This is a genomic window from Asticcacaulis sp. AC460, assembly GCF_000495795.1.
Taxonomy (GTDB): Bacteria; Pseudomonadota; Alphaproteobacteria; order Caulobacterales; family Caulobacteraceae; genus Asticcacaulis.
The window spans coordinates 20,529-40,485 of record NZ_AWGD01000008.1; the positions used below are offsets into that span (position 1 = coordinate 20,529).

Annotated in this window: 15 protein-coding genes; 10 read left to right on the forward strand and 5 right to left on the reverse strand. The window is 62.6% G+C overall.

What is annotated here, in order from left to right:
* Positions 1-50 precede the first annotated feature (50 nt).
* Positions 51-1,307, reverse strand: coding sequence for an NAD(P)/FAD-dependent oxidoreductase (locus ABAC460_RS28550; RefSeq protein WP_023452016.1), 1,257 nt, complete (start codon positions 1,305-1,307; stop codon positions 51-53).
* Positions 1,307-2,710 (reverse strand): glutamine synthetase family protein, encoded by a 1,404-nt coding sequence (locus ABAC460_RS28555; RefSeq protein ID WP_031236371.1) that lies wholly within the window; start codon positions 2,708-2,710, stop codon positions 1,307-1,309. Before ABAC460_RS28555 ends, ABAC460_RS28550 begins: the two co-directional genes overlap by 1 nt.
* A gap of 169 nt (positions 2,711-2,879) precedes the next feature.
* Between ABAC460_RS28555 and ABAC460_RS28560 the strand changes: the two genes are divergently transcribed.
* Positions 2,880-3,653, forward strand: coding sequence for a TrmH family RNA methyltransferase (locus ABAC460_RS28560; RefSeq protein WP_023452018.1), 774 nt, complete (start codon positions 2,880-2,882; stop codon positions 3,651-3,653).
* Between the two features lie 190 nt (positions 3,654-3,843).
* Here the strand turns inward: ABAC460_RS28560 and ABAC460_RS28565 are convergent, their stop codons facing one another.
* Together ABAC460_RS28565 and ABAC460_RS28575 are read right to left on the reverse strand one after the other, a co-directional pair.
* Complete coding sequence (locus ABAC460_RS28565) at positions 3,844-4,497, reverse strand: transposase (protein WP_235075756.1); 654 nt, start codon at positions 4,495-4,497, stop codon at positions 3,844-3,846.
* Between the two features lie 764 nt (positions 4,498-5,261).
* Positions 5,262-5,645, reverse strand: coding sequence for a hypothetical protein (locus tag ABAC460_RS28575; RefSeq protein ID WP_155914566.1), 384 nt, complete (start codon positions 5,643-5,645; stop codon positions 5,262-5,264).
* A gap of 269 nt (positions 5,646-5,914) precedes the next feature.
* Here ABAC460_RS28575 and ABAC460_RS28580 point away from each other — a divergent pair, with 269 nt between their 5' ends.
* From ABAC460_RS28580 to ABAC460_RS28620, 9 genes are all read left to right on the forward strand, one after another.
* Complete coding sequence (locus tag ABAC460_RS28580; protein ID WP_031236373.1) at positions 5,915-6,826, forward strand: hydroxypyruvate isomerase family protein; 912 nt, start codon at positions 5,915-5,917, stop codon at positions 6,824-6,826.
* Between the two features lie 473 nt (positions 6,827-7,299).
* Positions 7,300-10,323 (forward strand): TonB-dependent receptor, encoded by a 3,024-nt coding sequence (locus ABAC460_RS28585; protein ID WP_155914567.1) that lies wholly within the window; start codon positions 7,300-7,302, stop codon positions 10,321-10,323.
* Positions 10,324-10,495: 172 nt separating this feature from the next.
* Positions 10,496-12,022, forward strand: coding sequence for a tryptophan halogenase family protein (locus tag ABAC460_RS28590; protein ID WP_023452025.1), 1,527 nt, complete (start codon positions 10,496-10,498; stop codon positions 12,020-12,022).
* Positions 12,023-12,090: 68 nt separating this feature from the next.
* A complete protein-coding gene (locus ABAC460_RS28595) occupies positions 12,091-13,611 on the forward strand; it encodes a thioredoxin family protein (protein ID WP_200863655.1) in 1,521 nt (506 codons plus the stop codon).
* A 52-nt stretch (positions 13,612-13,663) separates the two neighbouring features.
* Positions 13,664-14,473 (forward strand): GDSL-type esterase/lipase family protein, encoded by an 810-nt coding sequence (locus ABAC460_RS28600; RefSeq protein ID WP_023452027.1) that lies wholly within the window; start codon positions 13,664-13,666, stop codon positions 14,471-14,473.
* A gap of 94 nt (positions 14,474-14,567) precedes the next feature.
* The gene (locus ABAC460_RS28605; RefSeq protein WP_023452028.1) at positions 14,568-15,008 is read left to right on the forward strand and encodes a hypothetical protein; all 441 of its coding nucleotides are present in this window, start codon (positions 14,568-14,570) and stop codon (positions 15,006-15,008) included.
* Positions 15,009-15,017: 9 nt separating this feature from the next.
* Positions 15,018-15,575 (forward strand): hypothetical protein, encoded by a 558-nt coding sequence (locus tag ABAC460_RS28610; protein ID WP_023452029.1) that lies wholly within the window; start codon positions 15,018-15,020, stop codon positions 15,573-15,575.
* Between the two features lie 99 nt (positions 15,576-15,674).
* Positions 15,675-16,265, forward strand: a complete 591-nt coding sequence (locus ABAC460_RS28615; RefSeq protein WP_023452030.1) for a response regulator transcription factor — start codon at positions 15,675-15,677, stop codon at positions 16,263-16,265.
* Positions 16,262-17,983: an ATP-binding response regulator gene (locus tag ABAC460_RS28620; RefSeq protein WP_023452031.1), complete on the forward strand. Its 1,722-nt coding sequence runs from the start codon at positions 16,262-16,264 to the stop codon at positions 17,981-17,983. Before ABAC460_RS28615 ends, ABAC460_RS28620 begins: the two co-directional genes overlap by 4 nt.
* On the opposite strand, the gene ABAC460_RS28625 is transcribed toward ABAC460_RS28620, so the two are convergent.
* A complete protein-coding gene (locus ABAC460_RS28625; RefSeq protein WP_023452032.1) occupies positions 17,973-19,850 on the reverse strand; it encodes a hypothetical protein in 1,878 nt (625 codons plus the stop codon). The genes ABAC460_RS28620 and ABAC460_RS28625 overlap by 11 nt on opposite strands.
* Positions 19,851-19,957 lie beyond the last annotated feature (107 nt).

Genomic DNA, 19,957 nt, shown 5'->3' on the forward strand with positions numbered 1-19,957 from the left:
TAAATACGGTATTATGTGCAACCGATTTTGGCCATTGGGCCGTCCATTGCCTAAAGCCTGTCGCGCAGCGCGTAGTAGCTCAACCCTGCCACGAGGGCGGGCCAGCGCAGCATGCGGCCGCCAAAGAAGGCCGGGGTGGGAAGACGGCTCAACAGGTCGAGATCGCGCGAATCACCCGTGATGGCGCGGGCCAGCAGCTTGCCGAAGTAGGGCGCCAGGACGACGCCCTGGCCGCTGTAGCCGGCGCTGACGAAGACGTCGGGCGCCAGTTGCCGGACAAAGGGGGCGCGGGTCATGGTGATGGCCAGGGTGCCGCCCCAGCCATGGGTGATCTGTAGGTCGACGAGTTGCGGGTAGATTTTCAGCATGTTGCGGCGGACTAAGGCTTTGATGTCCTTCGGGAACCACGGGGTGTAGTTCTCGCCGCCGCCGAACAGCAGCCGGTTGTCCGGCGTGCGGCGCCAGTAGTTGACGACGAAACGCGAGTCCGAGGCGGCGAAGTTGCTGCGCAGGATGGTGTGGTCGGGCAGGGGGGCGGTGACCAGGATGAAATTGTTGATCGGCATCACCCGGGCGTCGATCTGTTCGCTCAGGCCTTCCATATAGCCATTGCCGCAGATGAGGAGGCGTTTGGCTTTGATGCGGCGGCCATTGGACAGGGTGAGGTTGGTGCCGTCGTAGCGGAGGACGCGGCTGTTCTCGTAGAGTTTGGTGCCGTGGGATTGGGCGGCGCGGGCCATGCCGAGCGCCAGCTTAAGCGGGTGAAGGTGGCCGCCGCCGCCATCGAAAATGCCACCGTGATAGACGTCGGTGCCCAGTTCTGTGGCGGTTTCGGCTTGGGTCAGGAAAGCGAGTTTGTCGTAGCCGTAGCGTTTTTGCACGAAGTCGGCATAGGCGCGGTCGTCGGCTTCGAAGCGCGGCTTGTGCCAGGCATGGACCAGGCCGGGTTTGAAGTCGCAGTCGATATTGAGCGCGTCGAGGTGGGCGCGGGCGTCCATGGCCATGTCCCAGAACTGGCGCGCCATGTCCTCACCGAACATGCCCTCCAGGGTTTCGGGATCCAGGCGCTGGCCGGTATGGACCTGGCCGCCGTTGCGGCCCGACGCGCCGGAGCCGATGCGGCCGCCTTCGAGGACGGTGCAGTCTATGCCCTGGCGCGACAGCTCCAGGGCGGCGCCCAGGCCGGTATAGCCGCCGCCGATGATGGCGACATCGGTTTCGATATCGCCTTCGACGGTGGGGAAGGCGGGGATGTCGGCCGTGTCGGCGTACCAGGACTCGACCGGGTGACCGGTATTGCTCGTCATTACACGTTCAGCAGCAGGAATTCACGTTCCCAGGGGCTGATGGTCTGCATGAAGGTCTCGTATTCGAAGAGTTTGACGCGCGAATAGGCGGTGACGAACTGCGGGCCCAGGATGTCGATGATGGGTTGGGCGCGCTCCAGCTTGATGATGGCCTGGACCAGCGAGTAGGGCAGGTCGCCCTGGGGGAGGGTCGAGGCGTCGTGGCTGACCGGATCGGCGGGCTTGAGCTTATCGACCATGCCGAGATAGCCCGAGGCCAGGACGGCGGCGATGGCCAGGTACGGGTTGGCGTCCGACGACGGAATACGATTTTCCAGGCGGCGGTTGGCCGGGTCGGCCGGCGGCACGCGCAGGCCGGCGGTGCGGTTGTCGTAGCCCCACTGGGTGTTGACCGGGGCGCCCGAGCCGCGCGAGAGGCGGCGGTAGGAGTTGACATAGGGCGCCAGCAGCGAGGTGATGGCCGGCATGTATTTCTGCTGGCCGGCGATGAAGGAGAAGAAGGCCTCGGTCGGCTCGCCGGTCTTGGGGTCCGAGAACAGGTTCTGGCCGGTCTTGGCGTCGACGATCGACTGGTGGATGTGCATGGCCGAGCCCGGCTCCTGAGCCATCGGCTTGGCCATGAAGGTGGCGTAGATGTCGTGTTCCAGCGCTGTTTCCTTGATGGTGCGCTTGAACATCAGCACCTGGTCGGCCAGTTCCAACGGGTCACCGTGGCGCAGGTTGATTTCCATCTGGGCGACGCCGGATTCGTGGATCAGGGTGTCGATTTCCAGGCCCTGGCTTTCCGAGTATTCGTACATGTCCTCGAACAGGGCGTCGAACTCGTTGACCGCCGAGATGGAATAGCCCTGGCGGCCGGTTTCCGGACGGCCTGAGCGGCCGATCGGCGGTTTGAGGGGGTAGTCGGGGTCGACGTTCTTTTCGACGAGGTAGAATTCGAGTTCCGGGGCGATGACCGGTTTCCAGCCTTTGGCGGTGTAATAGCTGAGGACGCGGCGCAGGACCTGGCGCGGGCTTTCCTCGACCGGGCGGCCGTCGGGATGGAAGGCGTCGTGGATGACCTGGGCCGTCGGGTCGTGGGCCCACGGCACGGCGGCCAGGGTGTTGAAGTCGGGCTTCAGGAAGATGTCGGTGTCGGACTGGACGGTGCCGACGACGCCTTCAAGGTCAGGGTAGTCGCCGGTGATGGTTTGATAGAAGACGGCCAGGGGCAGGTTCATATAGGGGGCGCTGAGGAACTTCTTCGACGGCATGATCTTGCCGCGCGCCACCCCGGCCAGGTCGGGGATCAGGCACTCGATCTCCTCGATATTCTGGTTCTGCAGCCAGCCGCGGGCTTCTTCGAGATCGCGGGCGCCGCGTTTGGCAAACGACAACTTGTGGCGTTTGTTCTTGGATTTCATATAGCTGTCGTGCGACATTTTCATCTCGGGACTCAGGATTGCTGATCATGACACTCAACCGAGCATTTGGAAAATCAACCAAATGCGACCCGTGGTCCGCGGTGTAACCGCCGGAGCGTCGTGAAAATTGTGATCACAATATGCCAGAGTAAAGAGAGGCAGGCAAGCCGTGGCCGACATCATTTCCATCACAGACCCGTCAGACGACCGGTTACGGCTGTATCGCGACGTCAAGGACCGCGACCTAACGGGCAGGGATGGGTTGTTCATGGCCGAGGGCAAGGTGGTGATCGAACGGCTGTTCCGCTCGCCATGGTGCTTTTGTATCAGTGTACTAACGACGTCGGAGCGGTTGAAAACGCTGGATATTTCACAGGCGGGTGACGTGCCGGTCTATGTTGTCGAACAGGCCGTCATGGATCAGGTGGCGGGTTTTGCGATCCATCGCGGTTATCTGGCTTTGGGCCGGTATGCCGGCCCGGCGGGTTTGGGAGAGGTCTTGAAGCCGGGCCGGGCGCGGGTGTTGGCACTGTCGGCGATTGCCAATACAGACAATATGGGCGGGTTGATGCGCAATGCCGCCGCGTTCGGGGTCGATGCGGTGGTGCTGGATGTAGCCTGCTGCGATCCGCTGTACCGCAAGGCCATCCGAGTCAGCGTCGGTGGGGTGTTCCAGGTGCCGCATGTGCGGGTGCCGAACCTGATCGAGGCCCTGGCAGAGCAGGGATTGTCGCCGTATGCGCTGAGCCCGTCGGGAACGGTTGCGTTGGATGAGGTCGTGCCGGGGATGCGGTCAGCGTTCCTGTTCGGGGCGGAAGGGCCAGGTTTAACGGCCGAAGTCATGGCTGCCTGTACGACGGTGCGAATCGCTATGCATGGCGGGTTTGACAGCCTGAATGTGGCGACGACCAGTGGGATCGTGCTGTATCATATGTGCCGGTAGGAGGGAGTTACTCTGAAAAAGGGGGGCACCCTGTATTGACACTGTTGCGAGATTTAATTTACGCAATTGACAACCTGTCCCCGAAATTCCTATATCCTTATACCAGTGTAAATATACTTTTTACTTCGCTTTTTCTAGCTCACCCCTGGTATAACGTAAGGGTGGAGTTTTGGGGACAGGTTGTCAAATATCAAAATAATGGCAGGCTGTCGTTCTTTTGCTCCGACTTGACCTTTGGTTTAGGGCCGCGTTTTTGGGGTGAGAGCTTTTTGCCTGACGCCTGCTCCAGGTGCTCGATCCATGCCCTGCTCCCGACCGGCCGGCCCGTATGTTCGGACATCAAAACCTCAGACCACAAAGCATGATCCTCAGGCACATCCGCAAGGAATGCGGAAAAATCGCCAATGCGATCCAGCCCTGGAGCGACCGTGACGTGACCCGAATCCATGCCCGCGATGTGCGCTTGTGCACTCGACCATGGCCACGCCTCAGCCTTGGCGGTTAGCTTCGCCTTGACCGGATTGAGCGCGACATACCGAAACGCCGCCATCAGATGATCTTCGTCCATGGCGACGGAACCGAAGCGCGCCTGGAAAAGGTGCCCGCTCCACCGCCCCCGTGTGCCGACAAAGGCCGTGTAACGGCGATGGGCCTCACCGACCGCCCGCGCCAATCCGCCTTCGTCGGACGGCGTCAGGATAAGGTGGACATGGTTCAGCATCAGGCAATAGGCCCAGCACTCGACGGCGTGTCGCCGCAGTTGCGCGCTCATGAGATCGAGATAGATCTGTTCGTCGCCCGCTTCGAAGAATATCCGCTCGCGGCGATTGCCACGCTGCGTCACATGGTGAGGAACGCCAGGAATGACCATAGGGCAAGACGAGCCACCGGTTCAGCTCCGGTTGCTGAGGCCGCCACACTAACACGCGAGGTAAGTTAGGCAATTGACAACCTGTCCCCGAAATCTCCCTTATGGTCCCTCCTCCTCGATAGGTAACAGTCAAAACGGCCGCCACCGATACGTAGGAAGGATAAATCAATTACGCCATGTCCCCGAAATCCTGTCCCCGAAACCTCCCGAAATCCGTTTTCATCTTTAGTCTTTCGGTTGTTCGCCCAAAATTCCTATTTATCGATTATTGAACTGAGAACGCATCCAGAATAAGCATCTACCTCAACCAAACGCCTCCCACCGAGCGACGGACTTGAATAGAAATCCGCCGGATAGGCTTCCAAACGCCACTTCCGCCCCACAAGTTTCGCCTCAAAAGGTCCCAGATCGTTCAAATCATCATCACCCGGGAATGAGCGGTAAAACTGCATGGCTGCCTCTATGGCTTCGTCAGCACTAATAATGTGGTCCAGGCTCCTTACATCATCGTGCAAGCAGCTGTACCCGTATATTACGCCGCTTTCTTCCGAAGCTATGTCCCCCGACGTCATCATGGCAAATATTACAGCAAATTCAACTAACAATGTTTGCCTCCAACTACAGATTTATACCAATTTTTTCGAGCTGTTGTATAGCTGTGGTTTCGGGAATACGTGTCGCCGAAATTCAAATTCAGGATTTATGTGCTAATTTCCTGAATATTCGGTCCCGCGCAACTAACGATTCTGTGCCTTCTTTTCTCTTTGCAAAGCTCCTCCAATCAAAAATCCGATAATGGAAACGACTAAAATAACAAAACTCACATATATGTGCTCCCTCTTGGCGTTAACCAGCTGAGGAAAATGGTTTATAGTCAAGATCCAAAATATATTCACGATGAAGAGAGATATGGAGGCTCCTCTTATAATGTTACCAGGTCGTCCATCGCCTCCAATTTTTTGTTTTTCGGGCCATATATTTAATATAAATATAAGAATGATTGCTGTTGCCCAGAGTATATATTTAAGTTTTCCGCTTGAATATTTTTCATCATAGGCCGGCAGGGCGAAGGCCAGCCACAAAAAGACGCCTTGCACCGACCATAGGAACGACCGCATCACTTTTCCCGCTTTAACAGTTTATCAAAACGAGCATATTCTTTTCGGCAAGTCCAGCGTGCATTTTTGATGCCGATCTCGTCGAGTACGGTGCCAAAATGTTCCCGTCCGTCGATGCGCAGCCCTCAGCCGCCCGCCCGGCGCCGACGACTTCGAGCGGCACGGCGGTATGACCGTCATGTCGGACACCTGGCGGGGACGTGAACCCCTCAGTTATGCTATCGCTTCCGGGTATGGCCTTCCGCCGACTCACCTTCGCCGAGGATTTCCGCATGATCACCTCCCGTAGACACCTGCTTGCGGCCGGGGCCGCCGCGTCCATGACGCTGGGGCTGTCGGCCGCTCCGGGGCAGGCGTCGAATGCGGCGCGTTTTTCGCTCGCCTTCGCCCCCCATGAAGGCAGCTTCGCCAGCCGCGGCGGTCTCATCGAGCAGATCGCCTATGCCGCCGACCAGGGCTTCACCGCCTGGGAGGACAATACGGCGCGCGACCGCCCCGTCGCGCAGCAGGAGCAGATGGCCAAGGCGCTGGCGCAGCGCAACATGACCATGGGCGTGTTTGTCGCCAGCATGCCCAAATGGGGGCAATCACGCCCGTGGCTAGGCAGCGATGACGGCAGCGAACGCGAAGCCTTCCTGGCCGATATAGCTGCGTCGGTCGAGGTCGCCAAACGTCTCAATGCGACCTGTATCACCGTCGTGCCCGGCTTTCTGGCTCCCAAGGTCCCGGTCGATATCCAGACCGCCCGCATTATCGACCTGATGCGGCGCGCCGGCGACATCGCGGCGCCGCACAACCTGGTTCTGGTGATAGAGCCGTTGAATACGCTGACCGACCATCCGGGTGTGTACCTGCAAACCATCGCCCAGGGCTATGCCGTGGCGCGCGGGGTCAACAGCCCGGCGGTCAAGATCCTCGCCGACCTGTATCACGCCCAGATCCAGGCGGGGAACCTGATCCCGACGCTGGAGGCCTGCTGGAGCGAGATCGCCTATCTCCAGTTCGGGGACAATCCGGGCCGCAAGGAACCGACCTCGGGCGAGATCAACTACCACACCATCGTCAGGTGGCTGCGTGCGCACAGCTTCACTGGGGTCATCGGAATGGAGCACGGCAATTCGCTAAGCGGACGTGAGGGCGAAGAGCGCCTGGTGGCGGCCTATCGCGAGATCGACCGCAGTTAAGTAAGGTCGAGTCGCAGGTCGGTCGCCGGGGACGCATGACGATGCCCGGGGGCGGGCGGATGGGGTGGGCGCTGCGATTTTTTCTGATGTCGATGCGGCATTTGGGCAACAGGCCATGCGTCCTGGGGCCTCGGGTCTCGCCGCCTCAGTCCTGTGAGGCCGACCCGACTTCCTTTTGTTATATAAAACTATTTGCCATTAATGAAAATTGAAATCGATTTGTTCGGGCATGCCCCAGGCCGGGTCGTGCCTGTCTGTCTTTGCGTGAAATTTAAATTCTATAATTTGAACCACTTGACATTTTTGTTTCATTTTGATCATTTCCATATGTGAAACCAGCTTTCATTATGCAGCCGGGCGTGATGCCCGTCTCCGCCTGGAAGCTGGCCATGACCAAAAATTTTCTCAGGTCCACACGCCTGACCGTGACGGGTTGAGGTGGTCGGAATTCAAAAAATGGAAGGAAGCAGTTCGTGCCTTTAGATAATATCCCGAGCAACCCGGCACACCGTGCAAAGGCCTGGAAACTGGCGCTGTTGGGCGGGTCCATGCTCATCGCCGGTCTTCACACGGTCGCCCACGCCCAGGACGCGGCGCCGTCGCCAGCGGCCGATGAGGTCGTCGTCGTGACCGGCTTCAAGAAAAGCTATGCCGACGCCGTCCGTTCGAAAAAGCAGAACATCGAAATCACCGATGGTATTTCCTCCGACGGTCTGGGCCGCTTCCCGGACCTGAATGTCGGCGAAGCTTTGCAACGCATTCCCGGCGTCCAGATCAACCGCGAAGCCGAAGGGCGCAACGCCACCATCAACCTGCGCGGCATGCCGGGCTCCTACGCCCGGACGACGCTGAACGGTGTCGCCTTCGCGGCGCCGCCATCGCTGGCCAACGACCAGGGCTCGCCGCTGGGCGCCTTCAACTCGGACATCTTCTCGGCCTTTGTCATCGAGAAATCGCCCATGGCCAATGCCCAGTCGGGCGGCCTCAGCGGCAATGTCGACATGCAGATCGCGCCCGCGCTGTCGCGCACCGAAGGCGGCATGGTCAAGGTATCGGCCGAATATAACGAACTGGGCGGCAGCGTGGCGCCGGCCATGACGATCGGCTACAACAAGCGTCTCAGCAGCGACCTGGCCGTGTTTGCCACCTTGGCCTACAAGAAGGAAGACTTCCGCCGCGACACGCTGCGTTACAACGGCTACAGCCGTCTGACGCCGGGCCTGACGGGGCTTAGCAAGGCCGATTTCGCCACGACCTATGGCCAGTATTATTCGGCCTCGCCGTGCCCGTCGTCGGGCTCGTTCTGCCGCTCGCTGGCGGACGTGCTGGGTACGTCGGCTTATAATTCCAGCGCGACAGGCACCAAGGGCAATACCGGCGTCTACGCGCTGGACGCCATCCGCCAGTATACCCGCGAGAACAAGGGCGATCTGGTGACGGCGACCGCAGGACTCGAATGGAAGCCCAACGATAATACCAAGATGGGGATTATCGGGTACTATTCGGACCGCGACCTGCCCAAGACGACCCAGTATTTCCTGATCAATGCCGTGTGGGACGGCGCCGGCACGATCACGCCGTCGGGCACACCCGCCCAGATGTCGGATGGCCGCTGGCTTTATGAAACGGCGACCTACAACAACTTCCCGGCCAAGTCGTCGACGCGCCTCTATTCGCAGCATCAGCAGGCCCAGGGCTTCGTGGCCAATCTGGACTGGAGCAACGACCTGTGGAAGGTCAATTTCGTCGTCGCCGGCTCCAAGGGCTCAAACTCATCGCTGGAAACGGAACTGGATCTCCAGACCAACCCGGTTTCGGGCGGGAGCAATGGCATTTCGGGGACGCTGACCACCGGCTTCGGCGAACTGGACGGCTTTGCCTATTCGGTCACGCCGACGCCGCAGAACCAGGTGTTCAACAACGGCTGGACGTGGCAGGGGGCCAATGGCGATCCGGAAGGCTATCTGCGGTCGAACGGCCTTTACTACCTCAACATCTCCGGTTCCGAGAGCTTCGCCGACCAGACGGTCACCTCCGCCCAGGTCGATATCGAACGCACGCTCGACTTCGGTCCGGTCACCGCGATCAAGGGCGGCCTGCGGCTGGAAAAGAACCAGTTCGAGTCGCATGGCTTCCGCAACATGGCCTACGGCGCGCAACTTCAGAACATCACCAGCGACATGCTGCATACGCCGTCGTTCGTCGGCGATTTCATGAACGGTGACGCCCGGATCAGCCAGAACTGGCAGGTGATCGACGCCGAACGCTTCATCGACGCCGTGACGCCGGTCGACGTCTATCAGGGGGGCGGGCTGACGACGCGCGGCTTCAACATCCTGTACCGCGACGGCGCCTTCGCCGACAACAATTACGAAACGCAGAACGCGCTGAGCCAGGCCTATATCCAGGTCAAGTACGACACCGAAGTGCTGGGGCACCGTTTGCGCGGTAATATCGGCACGCGCTACGAAGCCACGGACAATACGATCGATTCGCTGGACGTGATCCGGCCGTTCACCGGAGTCGCCGGTTCGTTGTCGGACTTCAAATGGCAGCGCATCGAGAACAAATATCACTACTGGCTGCCGTCGGCGATCTTCGCGCTGGATCTGAAAGACGACCTGATGCTGCGCGGGGCCTACTACAAGACCTATGTCCGGCCGCAGGACCGCCAGTTCTCGCCCGTCACCCGCATCGGTGAGCGCCTGATCAACTCGCAGCAGACGACCCCGAACATGTCGGTCTATGATGCGTCGGTCCGCATCGGCAATAACAAGCTGCAGCCGTACCTGGCCGACTCGGTCGATGTCTCGCTGGAATGGTACAACCGACCCGGCGGCCTGCTGGCCCTGGCCTATTTCCGCAAGGTGATCACCGGCCGCATCGTCGGCACGTCCGACCCCGCCATCCTGTGCCCGTCCGATGGATCGACCTGGGGCTTCGGTCCGCTGTCGTGGGACGGTCAATATTGTACCGCGACCAGCCTGGGCACATCGACCAGCACCACGCGGATCTACGCGTCGGGCAACTACAACCTGGACCGCGAAACCACAGTCGAAGGGTGGGAGTTCAACATCCAGCAGAACCTGGACTTCCTGCCCGGCTTCTGGAAGAACTTCGGCGGCAATTTCAACTATGCCTATACGGACTCCAAGAGCCCGGCGATTGCGCCTTTCCCCGGTATTTCCAAGCACACCGCCAACCTGATCGGTTACTACGAAACGCCGAAGTTCGGCATCCGGGCGGTTTACAACTACCGGACCGACTACCCGCTGAACGCCAACGGGACCTATACCGGCGGCGCCCGGTCCGTGAAGGCGCGTGGACAGCTCGACCTGTCGGCCTCATACAACCTCACCGACCGCTTCGCCCTGTCGCTGGACGCCTACAACGTCACGAACGAGAAGCGTTACGAGTATGAGAATGACCTGCGCGTCGTCCGCTGGATCGACTACGACGGCCGCAGCGTCACCCTGACGCTCAGAGGTACCTTCTGACGCCTGCTCCCTCGGCGGGCGCTACCCCGGCACCCGCCTTTCCCCACGTCGCGACGGGCCAGGCAAGAACGTACACTCTCCTGTGGCGCCTATCCCCTGATCCGCCGGACGTGCGACTTGGCCTGACAATCGCCCATTGTCAGGCCACTTTTTTCATCGCGGAGACACCCGGATGGCGCAACACCCCGGCAAGGCGGTTCGCAAAGTGGTCATCGCCGGCGGCGGCACGGCCGGATGGATGTGCGCGGCCTGGTTTTCGAAGATCCTGCGCGACGACATAGACGAGATCATCCTGGTCGAGAGCGAGGAGATCGGCACTGTGGGCGTCGGCGAAGCCACGACCCCGTATATCCGCGTTTTCAATCATCATCTCGGCATCGACGAGGATGCCTTCATCCGGGCGACCCAGGGCACTTTCAAGCTCGGTATCGAGTTCGTGGACTGGGGGCGGCGCGGTCACACCTATCATCACCCGTTCGGCGCCACCGGCCGCGAGTTCGGCTCTTTGCCCTTCCATGCCATCTGGCTGAGGGACGTCCTGGAGCGCGGTGGTTCTGACGATCTGGGGCTGTATAACCTCCAGGCGATGGCGGCGCGGCGCGGCCGGTTCATGCGGCCGCAGGGGCAGAACTCGCCCCTGGCGGGGATCGACTATGCCTTTCACTTCGATGCGGGACTGTATGCGCAGACCCTGCGCCAGTTTGCCGAGGCCCGGGGTGTGCGCCGTATCGAAGGCCGGATCGAGACGGTCGAACTGACTGATATGGGCAATATCCGCGCGCTTCAGCTCAATGAGGGGCGCCGGGTCGAGGGCGATCTGTTTATCGACTGCACGGGATTTCGGTCGTTGTTGCTGGGGGAGGCGCTGCAGACCGGCTTCGAGGACTGGAGCCATTGGCTGCCGTGCGACCGGGCCTATGCCGCCCCGACGCGCCGGGCGGGAGCGCCGGCCCCCTTTACGCGTTCGACGGCGATGACCGCGGGCTGGCAATGGCGCATCCCGCTGCAGCACCGCGACGGAAACGGCCTGGTCTTCGCCAGCCCTTTCCTGTCCGAAGCGGAGGCGCTCGATGGTTTTCTGGCCAGGCTGCCGGATGGCCGCTTGAGCGACCCGAAGCTTATTCGCTTCAGGACGGGGCGGCGCAAGGTGTTCTGGCATAAGAACTGCGTTGCGATCGGGCTGGCGGCCGGGTTCCTGGAGCCGCTGGAATCGACGTCGATCATGCTGATCCAGAACGGTATTGCGCGGCTGCAGTACTACTTTCCGGACACCGGGTTCGATCCGGCCGATATCGCCGCCTATAACCGGGCGATGAGCCGGGAATATGACGACATCCGGGACTTCCTGATCCTGCATTACCATGTGGGTGAGCGCGATGACTCGGAATTCTGGCGTTACTGCACGGGCATGCCGGTACCGGACAGCCTGGCGCACCGCTTGGAGCTGTTCCGCAGCCGGGGGCGGATACCGGAAGAACGCGGTGAACAATTCCGGCTGAACAGCTGGCTGGCGGTCATGTGGGGGCAGGGGCTGCGGCCAAGGTCGCCGGATCCGTTGACGCTGAGTCTGGACGGTGACGGGTTGTCACAGTGGCTGGGGGATGTCCGCGAGGTTATCGCCCGGTGCTGCGATATCATGCCGGCGCATGAGGACTTCATTTTGCGGAACTGCCGCGCTGCGGTGATCCAACGGCAATAGCTGGACATACTCTACCGAATTGGTAGAGAATGGCGTGTTGATGCTGAAAGGACCGTCGGATGCGTTGGATGGCAATCATTATGGCTGTCGGTTTGATGGCCGGCCTTGCGGGCTGCGACCAGAAGCCGGCCGCGCCGACGGAACTGGCCGCCGTGGGCGTGGAGATCGCCTGGCGCGAAGGCGATGTCGATGACGCGTTGGCCGAGGCCAAAGAGAGCCACAAGCCGGTGTTGCTGTATTGGGGCGCCAAATGGTGCCCGCCGTGCAACCAGCTCAAGACCACCCTGTTCAAGGACCGCGCCTTTATCGCCCAGACGCAGAAGTTCGTGCCCGTCTATCTCGATGGCGACACCCAGGGCGCCCAGCAGTGGGGCGAGCGGTTCGGCATCAGCGGCTATCCCACCATCATCGTGCTGCGGGCCGACGGGTCCGAGATCACGCGGCTGTCGACGGCCGCGAAGCTGGCCGAGGTGTTGAAGGTCGCGGCCGGGCGGACGACCTCGATCGAGGCCTTGTTCGAGACGGCCGAAAAGACGCCCGAGGCACTGTCGAAGGATGACTGGGACTTGCTGGCCGCCTTCGACTGGCAAAACGATCCCAAGCACTTCGGCGATCGGGCGCGGACGGCGGCGCTGCTGGAGCGGTTGGCCGGAGCGGCGCCGAAGGGGCCGTTGCAGCGGCGATTTGCTTTGTTGGCGCTGGCGGTCGCGACGCAGAAGGGGGCGGACGGTACATATGCCCTGAGTGCGCAACAGCAGGCGCGGATCGAAGCGGTCGTGCCGGCAATCCTGAAGACGCCGCGCGAGGTCGTCGCCAATCGCCGGGAGTTGAGCGGCTCCATTGCGGCCCTGGTCGCGGCGCTGCCGGATGCGCCGTCGCGCGGGAAGATCGGCGCGGCCCTGATCAAGGCGCTGGACCGGGTTTATGGCGACAAGAGTTTGCCCATTTCCGACCGGCTGGACACGACCTATGCCGATATCGCGCTGGATAAGGCGGGGGAGGAGGCGGTTTCGCAGCCCGTCCTGGAGAAGGTGCGGGCACGGGCGGCCTGGGCGGATGAGACGGCCAAGGATGCCATGGTGCGCCAGTCGGTGATCTCGACCGCGGCTGATTTGCTGCATGAGGCGGGGGATGCCGCCGGGGCGAAGCGTTTGCTGGAGGCCGAGCTGAAGCGGTCGGCGTCGCCGTACTATTATATGCTCGATCTGGCCAGCCTGGCCGAGGATGCCAAGGACAGTCCGGCGGCGATCGGCTGGGCGCGTCAGGCGTATGAGACATCGCACGGTTCGGCGACGCGGGTGCAGTGGGCGATCGAATATTCCAAGACGGTGCTGCGTCAGGCGCCCGACGACAAGGCGGCGGTGGAGGCCAGCGCCCAGGCAGTGATCGATGAGCTGGGGCAGAATTCCGGCAGCTATTATCAGCGCACGCGGGTCAAGGTCGGGGCGTGGGGTGGTTTGCTGCGCGACTGGAGCCAGGCGCACGACGGTGGCGCCGTGCTGGCACGGCTGGATAAGCGGATGGCCGGGGTGTGCGAAAAGCAGGGCGAGGCGGCGCAGACGTGCCGCAAGTGGGGACAGGCGGGGTAGGGTTGCAGATCCGGATGGCGTCGTGTAGCCCCTGTTGTTCCAGGAGGACGATATGGTGCGCGCAATTGCCTTGGTTCTGATGTTGTTTGTCGCCACGGGGGCGGAAGCCGGCGACTATCAGAGTTCTCCTCCGCGCCGGCCCGCGGTCGAAAAGGACTGGGGGCAGTGGCTGGGGCCCTATCGCGCCGGCATCGTCGCCAAGATGGGCGAGGATTTCGGCGAGCAGTATATCTATGCCGGTCAGAACGCCGCCCTGGCTGCGCCGGCTGTGGGTGAACAGCGGGTGGTGTTTATCGGCGACTCGATCACCGATCGCTGGAACCTGGCGGCGTTTTTCCCCGGCAAGTCGTACGTCAATCGCGGGATCGGCGGGCAGGTCACGCCGCAGATGCTGGTGCGGTTTCATGCCGATGTCGTCGCCTTGAAGCCCGAGGCCGTGGTGATCCTCGCCGGGGTCAATGACATCCATGGCGCGCTTCAGGTGGAGAGCGACGCGCAGATCGTCGCCAACTATCGCGCCATGGCCGAGATCGCCGATGCCAACGGGATAAGGCCGGTTTTTGCCTTGATCCTGCCGTTGAACAATTACACGCCCAATGCTGCCGGTATGCTGGAAGAACGTAGTCCGGAGCGGATTGCCTGGCTGAATGCGTGGTTGTCGCAGTTCTGCCGGGAACGGGGTTACGGATTGATCGATTACGGGCCGGTCTTGCGCGACGGGAAGGGCTTGCTGAAGGCCGAGTATACGACGGATGGAATTCATCCGAATGATCAGGCCTATGGCGTGATGGCGGACGTGGCTGAGCGGGTGATTGAAGAGACGATGAGGAAGAAGGTCAGTCGCCGCACCACTACGCCATGAAACGGTAGGGTATCAGGATTGCCTGTTTAGGCAATTGCGTCAGGCGAAAGACGCGTCATTCTACGTGTTGTGGCTAACGGAGGCATAGAGTCTCATGGACAGGCGTAAACTGGGGGCCGGCATGGCCGCAATCCTGCTCGCGGCCTGCGCCGGAAGTGCTCTGGCGGACGACAGACTGCCGGCGGGCGCCTATGTCCTGACCTATGACGGCCAGGCGATCGCCATCGAGCTGGGCGAGCAGGGCGAAGCCCGGGTGTTCGTTGTGGAGGTCGAGGAGGTGGCGACGCCGTTGAAGGTGGCGCTGACTTTCGACGGCAAGGGCGGCGTTAGCGGCAGCGGTCCGTTCAGCGGTGGGGTGTGGACGTGGAGCGGAACCTTCGACGGCCAGAAGATCAGCGGGACGACCACCTTTACCTACAGGAGCGCCAGCACAGCGGCGGCTTTCGAGATTTTCCCGCGAAACCAGTACGGGAAGGCGTTGGGATTGGGGCAGGGCGGCCGGAAGGCCAAGGCCCCCAGAAGCCGAAAGGCATAGGCAGGCAAGATGAGCATCCGGACATTTCTCACCTATTCGCTTCCGCTTATGGCGGTGATGGCCGCCGGACCGGTCATGGCTGGGACGCCCACGGCGGAGGCAGCGGCAGCGGCTTTGCCTATGACCGTGACAGCCGGACCGAAGGGCAAGGCCAGCGAGCCTGAGCGGCACAATGTCACGCAAGGTACGATCGGTAACGGGATCAGCCTGATGGCCCAGGCCGGGGCGCAATATTCCATCATCAACGATCCGGAAAAGATGGACACCACGGGCGTCAGTATCGAGGTGCAACTTATCACCGTGGAAATGGCGCAGATGACCGCCCTGCCGCCGGGGACCGTGCCGACCCAGACCAGCGATTCGCCCAATGGTTGTCATGACAGGGTCGAGCAGGTCGCCGGCGGCATGATCGCAGAACACTGGTGCGACACCGAGGTGCCTTCGGCGGAATATGTCCTTCGCGGCGGCACGGTTTACGTCACGGTCCATGTCAGCAATGGTTCGCGCGCAGACGCCCGGCGCATCGCCGAGGGTGTGCATGCCACGGCCAGCGGGCAAGGATCGTAAGTATAGGCTCGTAATTTGGATAGTTTCTTCCAAAAACCGTCTTGCCGGTTTTCCCGTGTGGTATAACTATGCTGGTCCGTTCATAGGGCCGGGGAGCATATGGGCCGCATCCTTCTGATCGATGATCATCCGTTGTTTTGCGACGGCTTCAGCGCGACCTGCGGTGCCCTGCGGCCGCAGTTCGAGATTGCCTGCGCCGCCTCCATCGGCCAGGCCATTACGGTGCTGGACCGGGAAGGGCCACCGAACTGCATCCTGGTCGACCTTGCGCTGCCGGACGGGTCCGGGTTCGATGCGCTGGGGATACTGGCGCGGCGCGACCCGCTGACGCCGCGGGTCATCATCTCGGGGCGGGACGATCCCGCCGCACGGGCGCGGGCCCTGAGCCTGGGGGCGTCGGGTTTCATCTCAAAAAGCCAGAGCCCGCAGGCCATCATGGCGGCGCTGGATATCATCCTGTCGGGCGGGCTCTATTTCGATGAGCCGCCGGTCGGCGATGCCTTGACGCTGCGCCAGCTGGAGGTGCTGGAACTGCTGGCGGAAGGGTGCGCCAACAAGGAGATCGAGACGCGGCTGGGGCTGGCCGAACGGACGGTGCGGGCCCACCTGACGGAAATCTTCCGCGCCCTGGGCGTGACCGGCCGGGTCAAGGCGGTGATGGCGGCGCGGGCGCGCGGGTTGGTGCCATGACGGGCGCCGGGCCGGACCCGATCTCGGCGGAAGCCATCCGCACCCTGTACCGGCAGGTGCCCAACTCCTTTGCGGCCGCCCTGGTGGTGACGGTCTTCATGGCCTTTACCGCCTGGCCGTACAGCCAACCCGTGGCGGTGATCGGGTGGCTGGTGGTGCAGGGGCTGAGCCAGGTGCTGCGGCTGGTGCTGTTCCTGGCCTACCGGCGGCGCAATCCGGCCGAGGGGGAGCTGGCGGTCTGGGCCGGACTCTATACGGCCTATATGGCGCTGGCCGGGATCATCTGGGGCGCCACCATCTTTCTGTTCGTGCATCCGGCCGAGCCGATCACCCTGGCCCTGACCCTGTGCGGACTGTACGGGATATCGGCCGGCAGTGTGCCCGGCAATGCTTATAACCTGCCGGGGTGTTATGCCTTTGTCGGGACCATCTTCGCCGTGGTGTTGGTGCGGATGGTGATGCTGGGCGATTTCGGCCATGTCGTGCTGGGCCTGGCCTCAGCGCTGTTCGCCGTCATCATGATCCTGTTCGGCCGGGTGCAGAACCGGACCCTGCGCGACGGTTTCGCCATCCGTTTCGAGAATGTGCAACTGCTGGCCGAAGCGCGCGCGGCGCAGGGGCGAGCGGAGGCGGCCAGCCTGGCCAAGTCGCAGTTCCTGGCGGCCGCCAGCCATGACCTGCGTCAACCGTTATATGCGCTGAGCCTGTTTTCCGGCTCGCTGACCTCGATCGCGCTGGACGCCGACGGCAAGGCTCTGGTCGGGCGGATCCAGGACAATATCGCGGCGATGGAAACCCTGTTCAATGGGTTGCTGGACCTGTCGCGGCTGGATGCCGGCGCGGTGACCACCGATGTCCAGCCGTTCGCGGTCCAGCCCCTGTTCGACCGGCTGGAGCGCATCTTTGCCCCGGCGGCACGGGCCCAGAGCCTGACCCTGAGCTTTGCTCCGACGCGGGCGTGGGCGTTGGGGGATGCCGTGCTGAGCGAGCAGATCCTGATGAACCTGGTCGCCAATGCTCTGAGGTACACACCGGTTGGCGGGGTGGCGGTGGGCGTGCGCCGCAGGGACGCGGGGCTGGAATTTCAGGTGGCGGACACCGGCCGTGGCATTGCGGCGGAGGACCAGGCGCGGATCTTCGACGAGTTCGTACAACTGGGCAATGTCGAGCGCGACCGTAGCAAGGGGCTGGGGCTGGGGCTGGCCATTGCGGCGCGGACAGCGCGGCTGATGGATAGCCGCATTACCCTGGCGTCGCGCCCCGGCAAGGGATCGCGGTTCGGATTTTGCCTGCCGCGCGCGGTTGCCGTCCCTGGCGGCGTAGCGGGGCAGGTTGGGGGCGAAAAGCCGGTGCAGGCGATCAGGGTGCTCGTGATCGACGATGACGAGGCCATCCGCCATGCCCTGGGGTTGCTGTTCCAGCAGTGGCAGGTGGCCTGCGTGTTGACGGCGGATGTGGCGGCGGCGCGCGGCGCGCTCAGCGACGGTGGTTTCGATGCCGTGCTGTGCGATCACCGGTTGCGCGAAGGCCATGCCGGGCTGGACTTCCTGCTGGAGCTGAAGGCGGAGGGACGCGGTGGGCTGTGCCTGGTGACCGGCGATGTCGATCCCCAGGTTATCCGCCGCGCCCATGAGGCCGGGGTGTTCTTAGTCCAGAAGCCGGTCGATCCGGCGCGACTGCGGGCGCTGCTCAACCACCTGACGGCGGTTACGGCTTGAACACGAAGCTGTGGTTACCGCCCTGGGTGAATTCGATCCGCGCCACCTTGGTGCCCTTAGGGACATAGACGGCCAGGACCACGGTCTGCTTGTCGCCGTCCTGGCCGGCGCCGGCAAAGCCCGGCTGGACGGAGGTCAGTTCCTCGGTCAGGGCCTGACCGCTGTACCAGGACTGGCCGTTGACGTCATAGACATAGACGGAGGCCTGGGCGGGCCAGGCGCGCTGGCCCAGGGCGCCGTTGCGGACCTGCCAAGTGGTGACGAGGTATTCGTAGTTGTCGCCGGGTGCTTCGCCGTCGACCGGATCGCGCGAGACGCGGACATCGGCCAGGTTGATGTCGACCACGCCGGCCGGATACCATTCGCCCGCTACGGCCGGTACCTTGTCGGGGAAGGCGATGCCGTCGGCCGACAGGTGGCCAGGGAGCAGCGTCACGGGCGCGGTTTTCAGGTTGTAGACGTTCTCGCCCGAGGCGTTGGCGATGCGCAGTTCCTGCACCGGATAGGCGGCGGACATGAGGTTGACCGTCTCGAAGGCGATGGTCTCACCGGGCAGGATGCCGACCTCGGACTCGTTGCGGTCTTCGGCGCGGTAGCTGGCTTCGCTTTGGCGGATGCCGCCCTTGGCGTCGCGCGCCGTCGCCGTGAAATAGTGGTAGGGCAGGCGGATTTCGTGGTCGCTGACGTTGGTGACGTCGAAGGTGGCGATCAGCAGTTTCTGGCCCTGGCCGGGGACGATTTCGCTCGACGAGCTTTCCGCTTCGGTGACGGCGTAGCGTTCGGCGGAGTAGCGCACGCCGGTCAGGGTGAGGGCCAGGTTGCGTTCGGCGTCGACATAGTAGGTTTCGTCCATGACGGCGGCGGTCGAGGCGGGCTGGATGGCGTCGGGATCGACGGGCGGCCGGGGTTTGTCGTCTGCGGGTGGGGGCTCGTCGTTGGTGGTGTCGCCGGGCTTGGGCAGGACATAGCTCAGGCTGGGGGTGTCGGCGCTGAGGGTCAGGCCGGGACGAACCGCATGAGCGCCGCCGGCCGCCAGGGCGGTGTTGATGCGGACCGGCCAGGCGGCGGCAAAGTGCAGGGTGAGGCTGGGGGTGTCGGTTTGATTGGCGGCCAGCAGGGTGATGTCGAGCGGCACGAAGGTTTCGGGGTTGTTGGGGACGTAGCCGGCCGTCGCCATCTGCTTCTTGCCCCAGTCGAGGATGTCGCCCGGCGCCGTCAGCGAGCCTGCGTAATGCTCAAAGGTCATGGGGGCGGCGGTGATGGTGAAGCGGCGGCCGGGTTCGCGGTCAGGGGCGTAGGCGACGGACACCTTGGGGCGCGAGGTGATGGCCTGGATCTGCGGCTGTTTGAGGCCGGTTGCGATCAGGCGGAAACTGCCCTGAGGCATGCGTTTCGCCACGCGGTTGGGTAGGGTGCCCGATGCTGTCGAGTCTTCGAGGCTGAGGGGTGTCAGGGTGATGTGGAAGGTCGCGTCCTGTTTGCCGCCGGCGTCCAGTTGCGGAAATTCGATGGCAATATCGTGGGTGACGATGCGGGTCGCCGACTGGATCTGAAAATTGGTGTTGCTCTGGAGGAGGACGAGATCGGGATAGAAGGCGCGTCCGGCGATCATGTCGGAGAATTCCGGCGCGGCCAGCAGGAACTCGCTGGCGTTCATGTCGAATTCCAGCGGCGTGTAGCTGGTGGCCTTGCCGGTCGCACGGATCTGGTCGCCGCCGGAGACATTGGCGATGCGCAGGGTTTTTCCGTTCAACTGGATCGCCACGGCGCCGTCAACGCCGCGGTTCTTGACCAGGGCCGCGCTGACCGGGTTCACTCCGATGACGGCGAGCAGGCAGATGAGGGCAAGAGCGATGAAAGGGCGCATCCCGTTTCTCCATTTATATGGAAAACACGGTTACCAGAGGTGATCGGGCGCTCCTATTGCCTATACAGGCATGTCCGGTTGGCCAAGGTGAGAGAATGGGATACAGT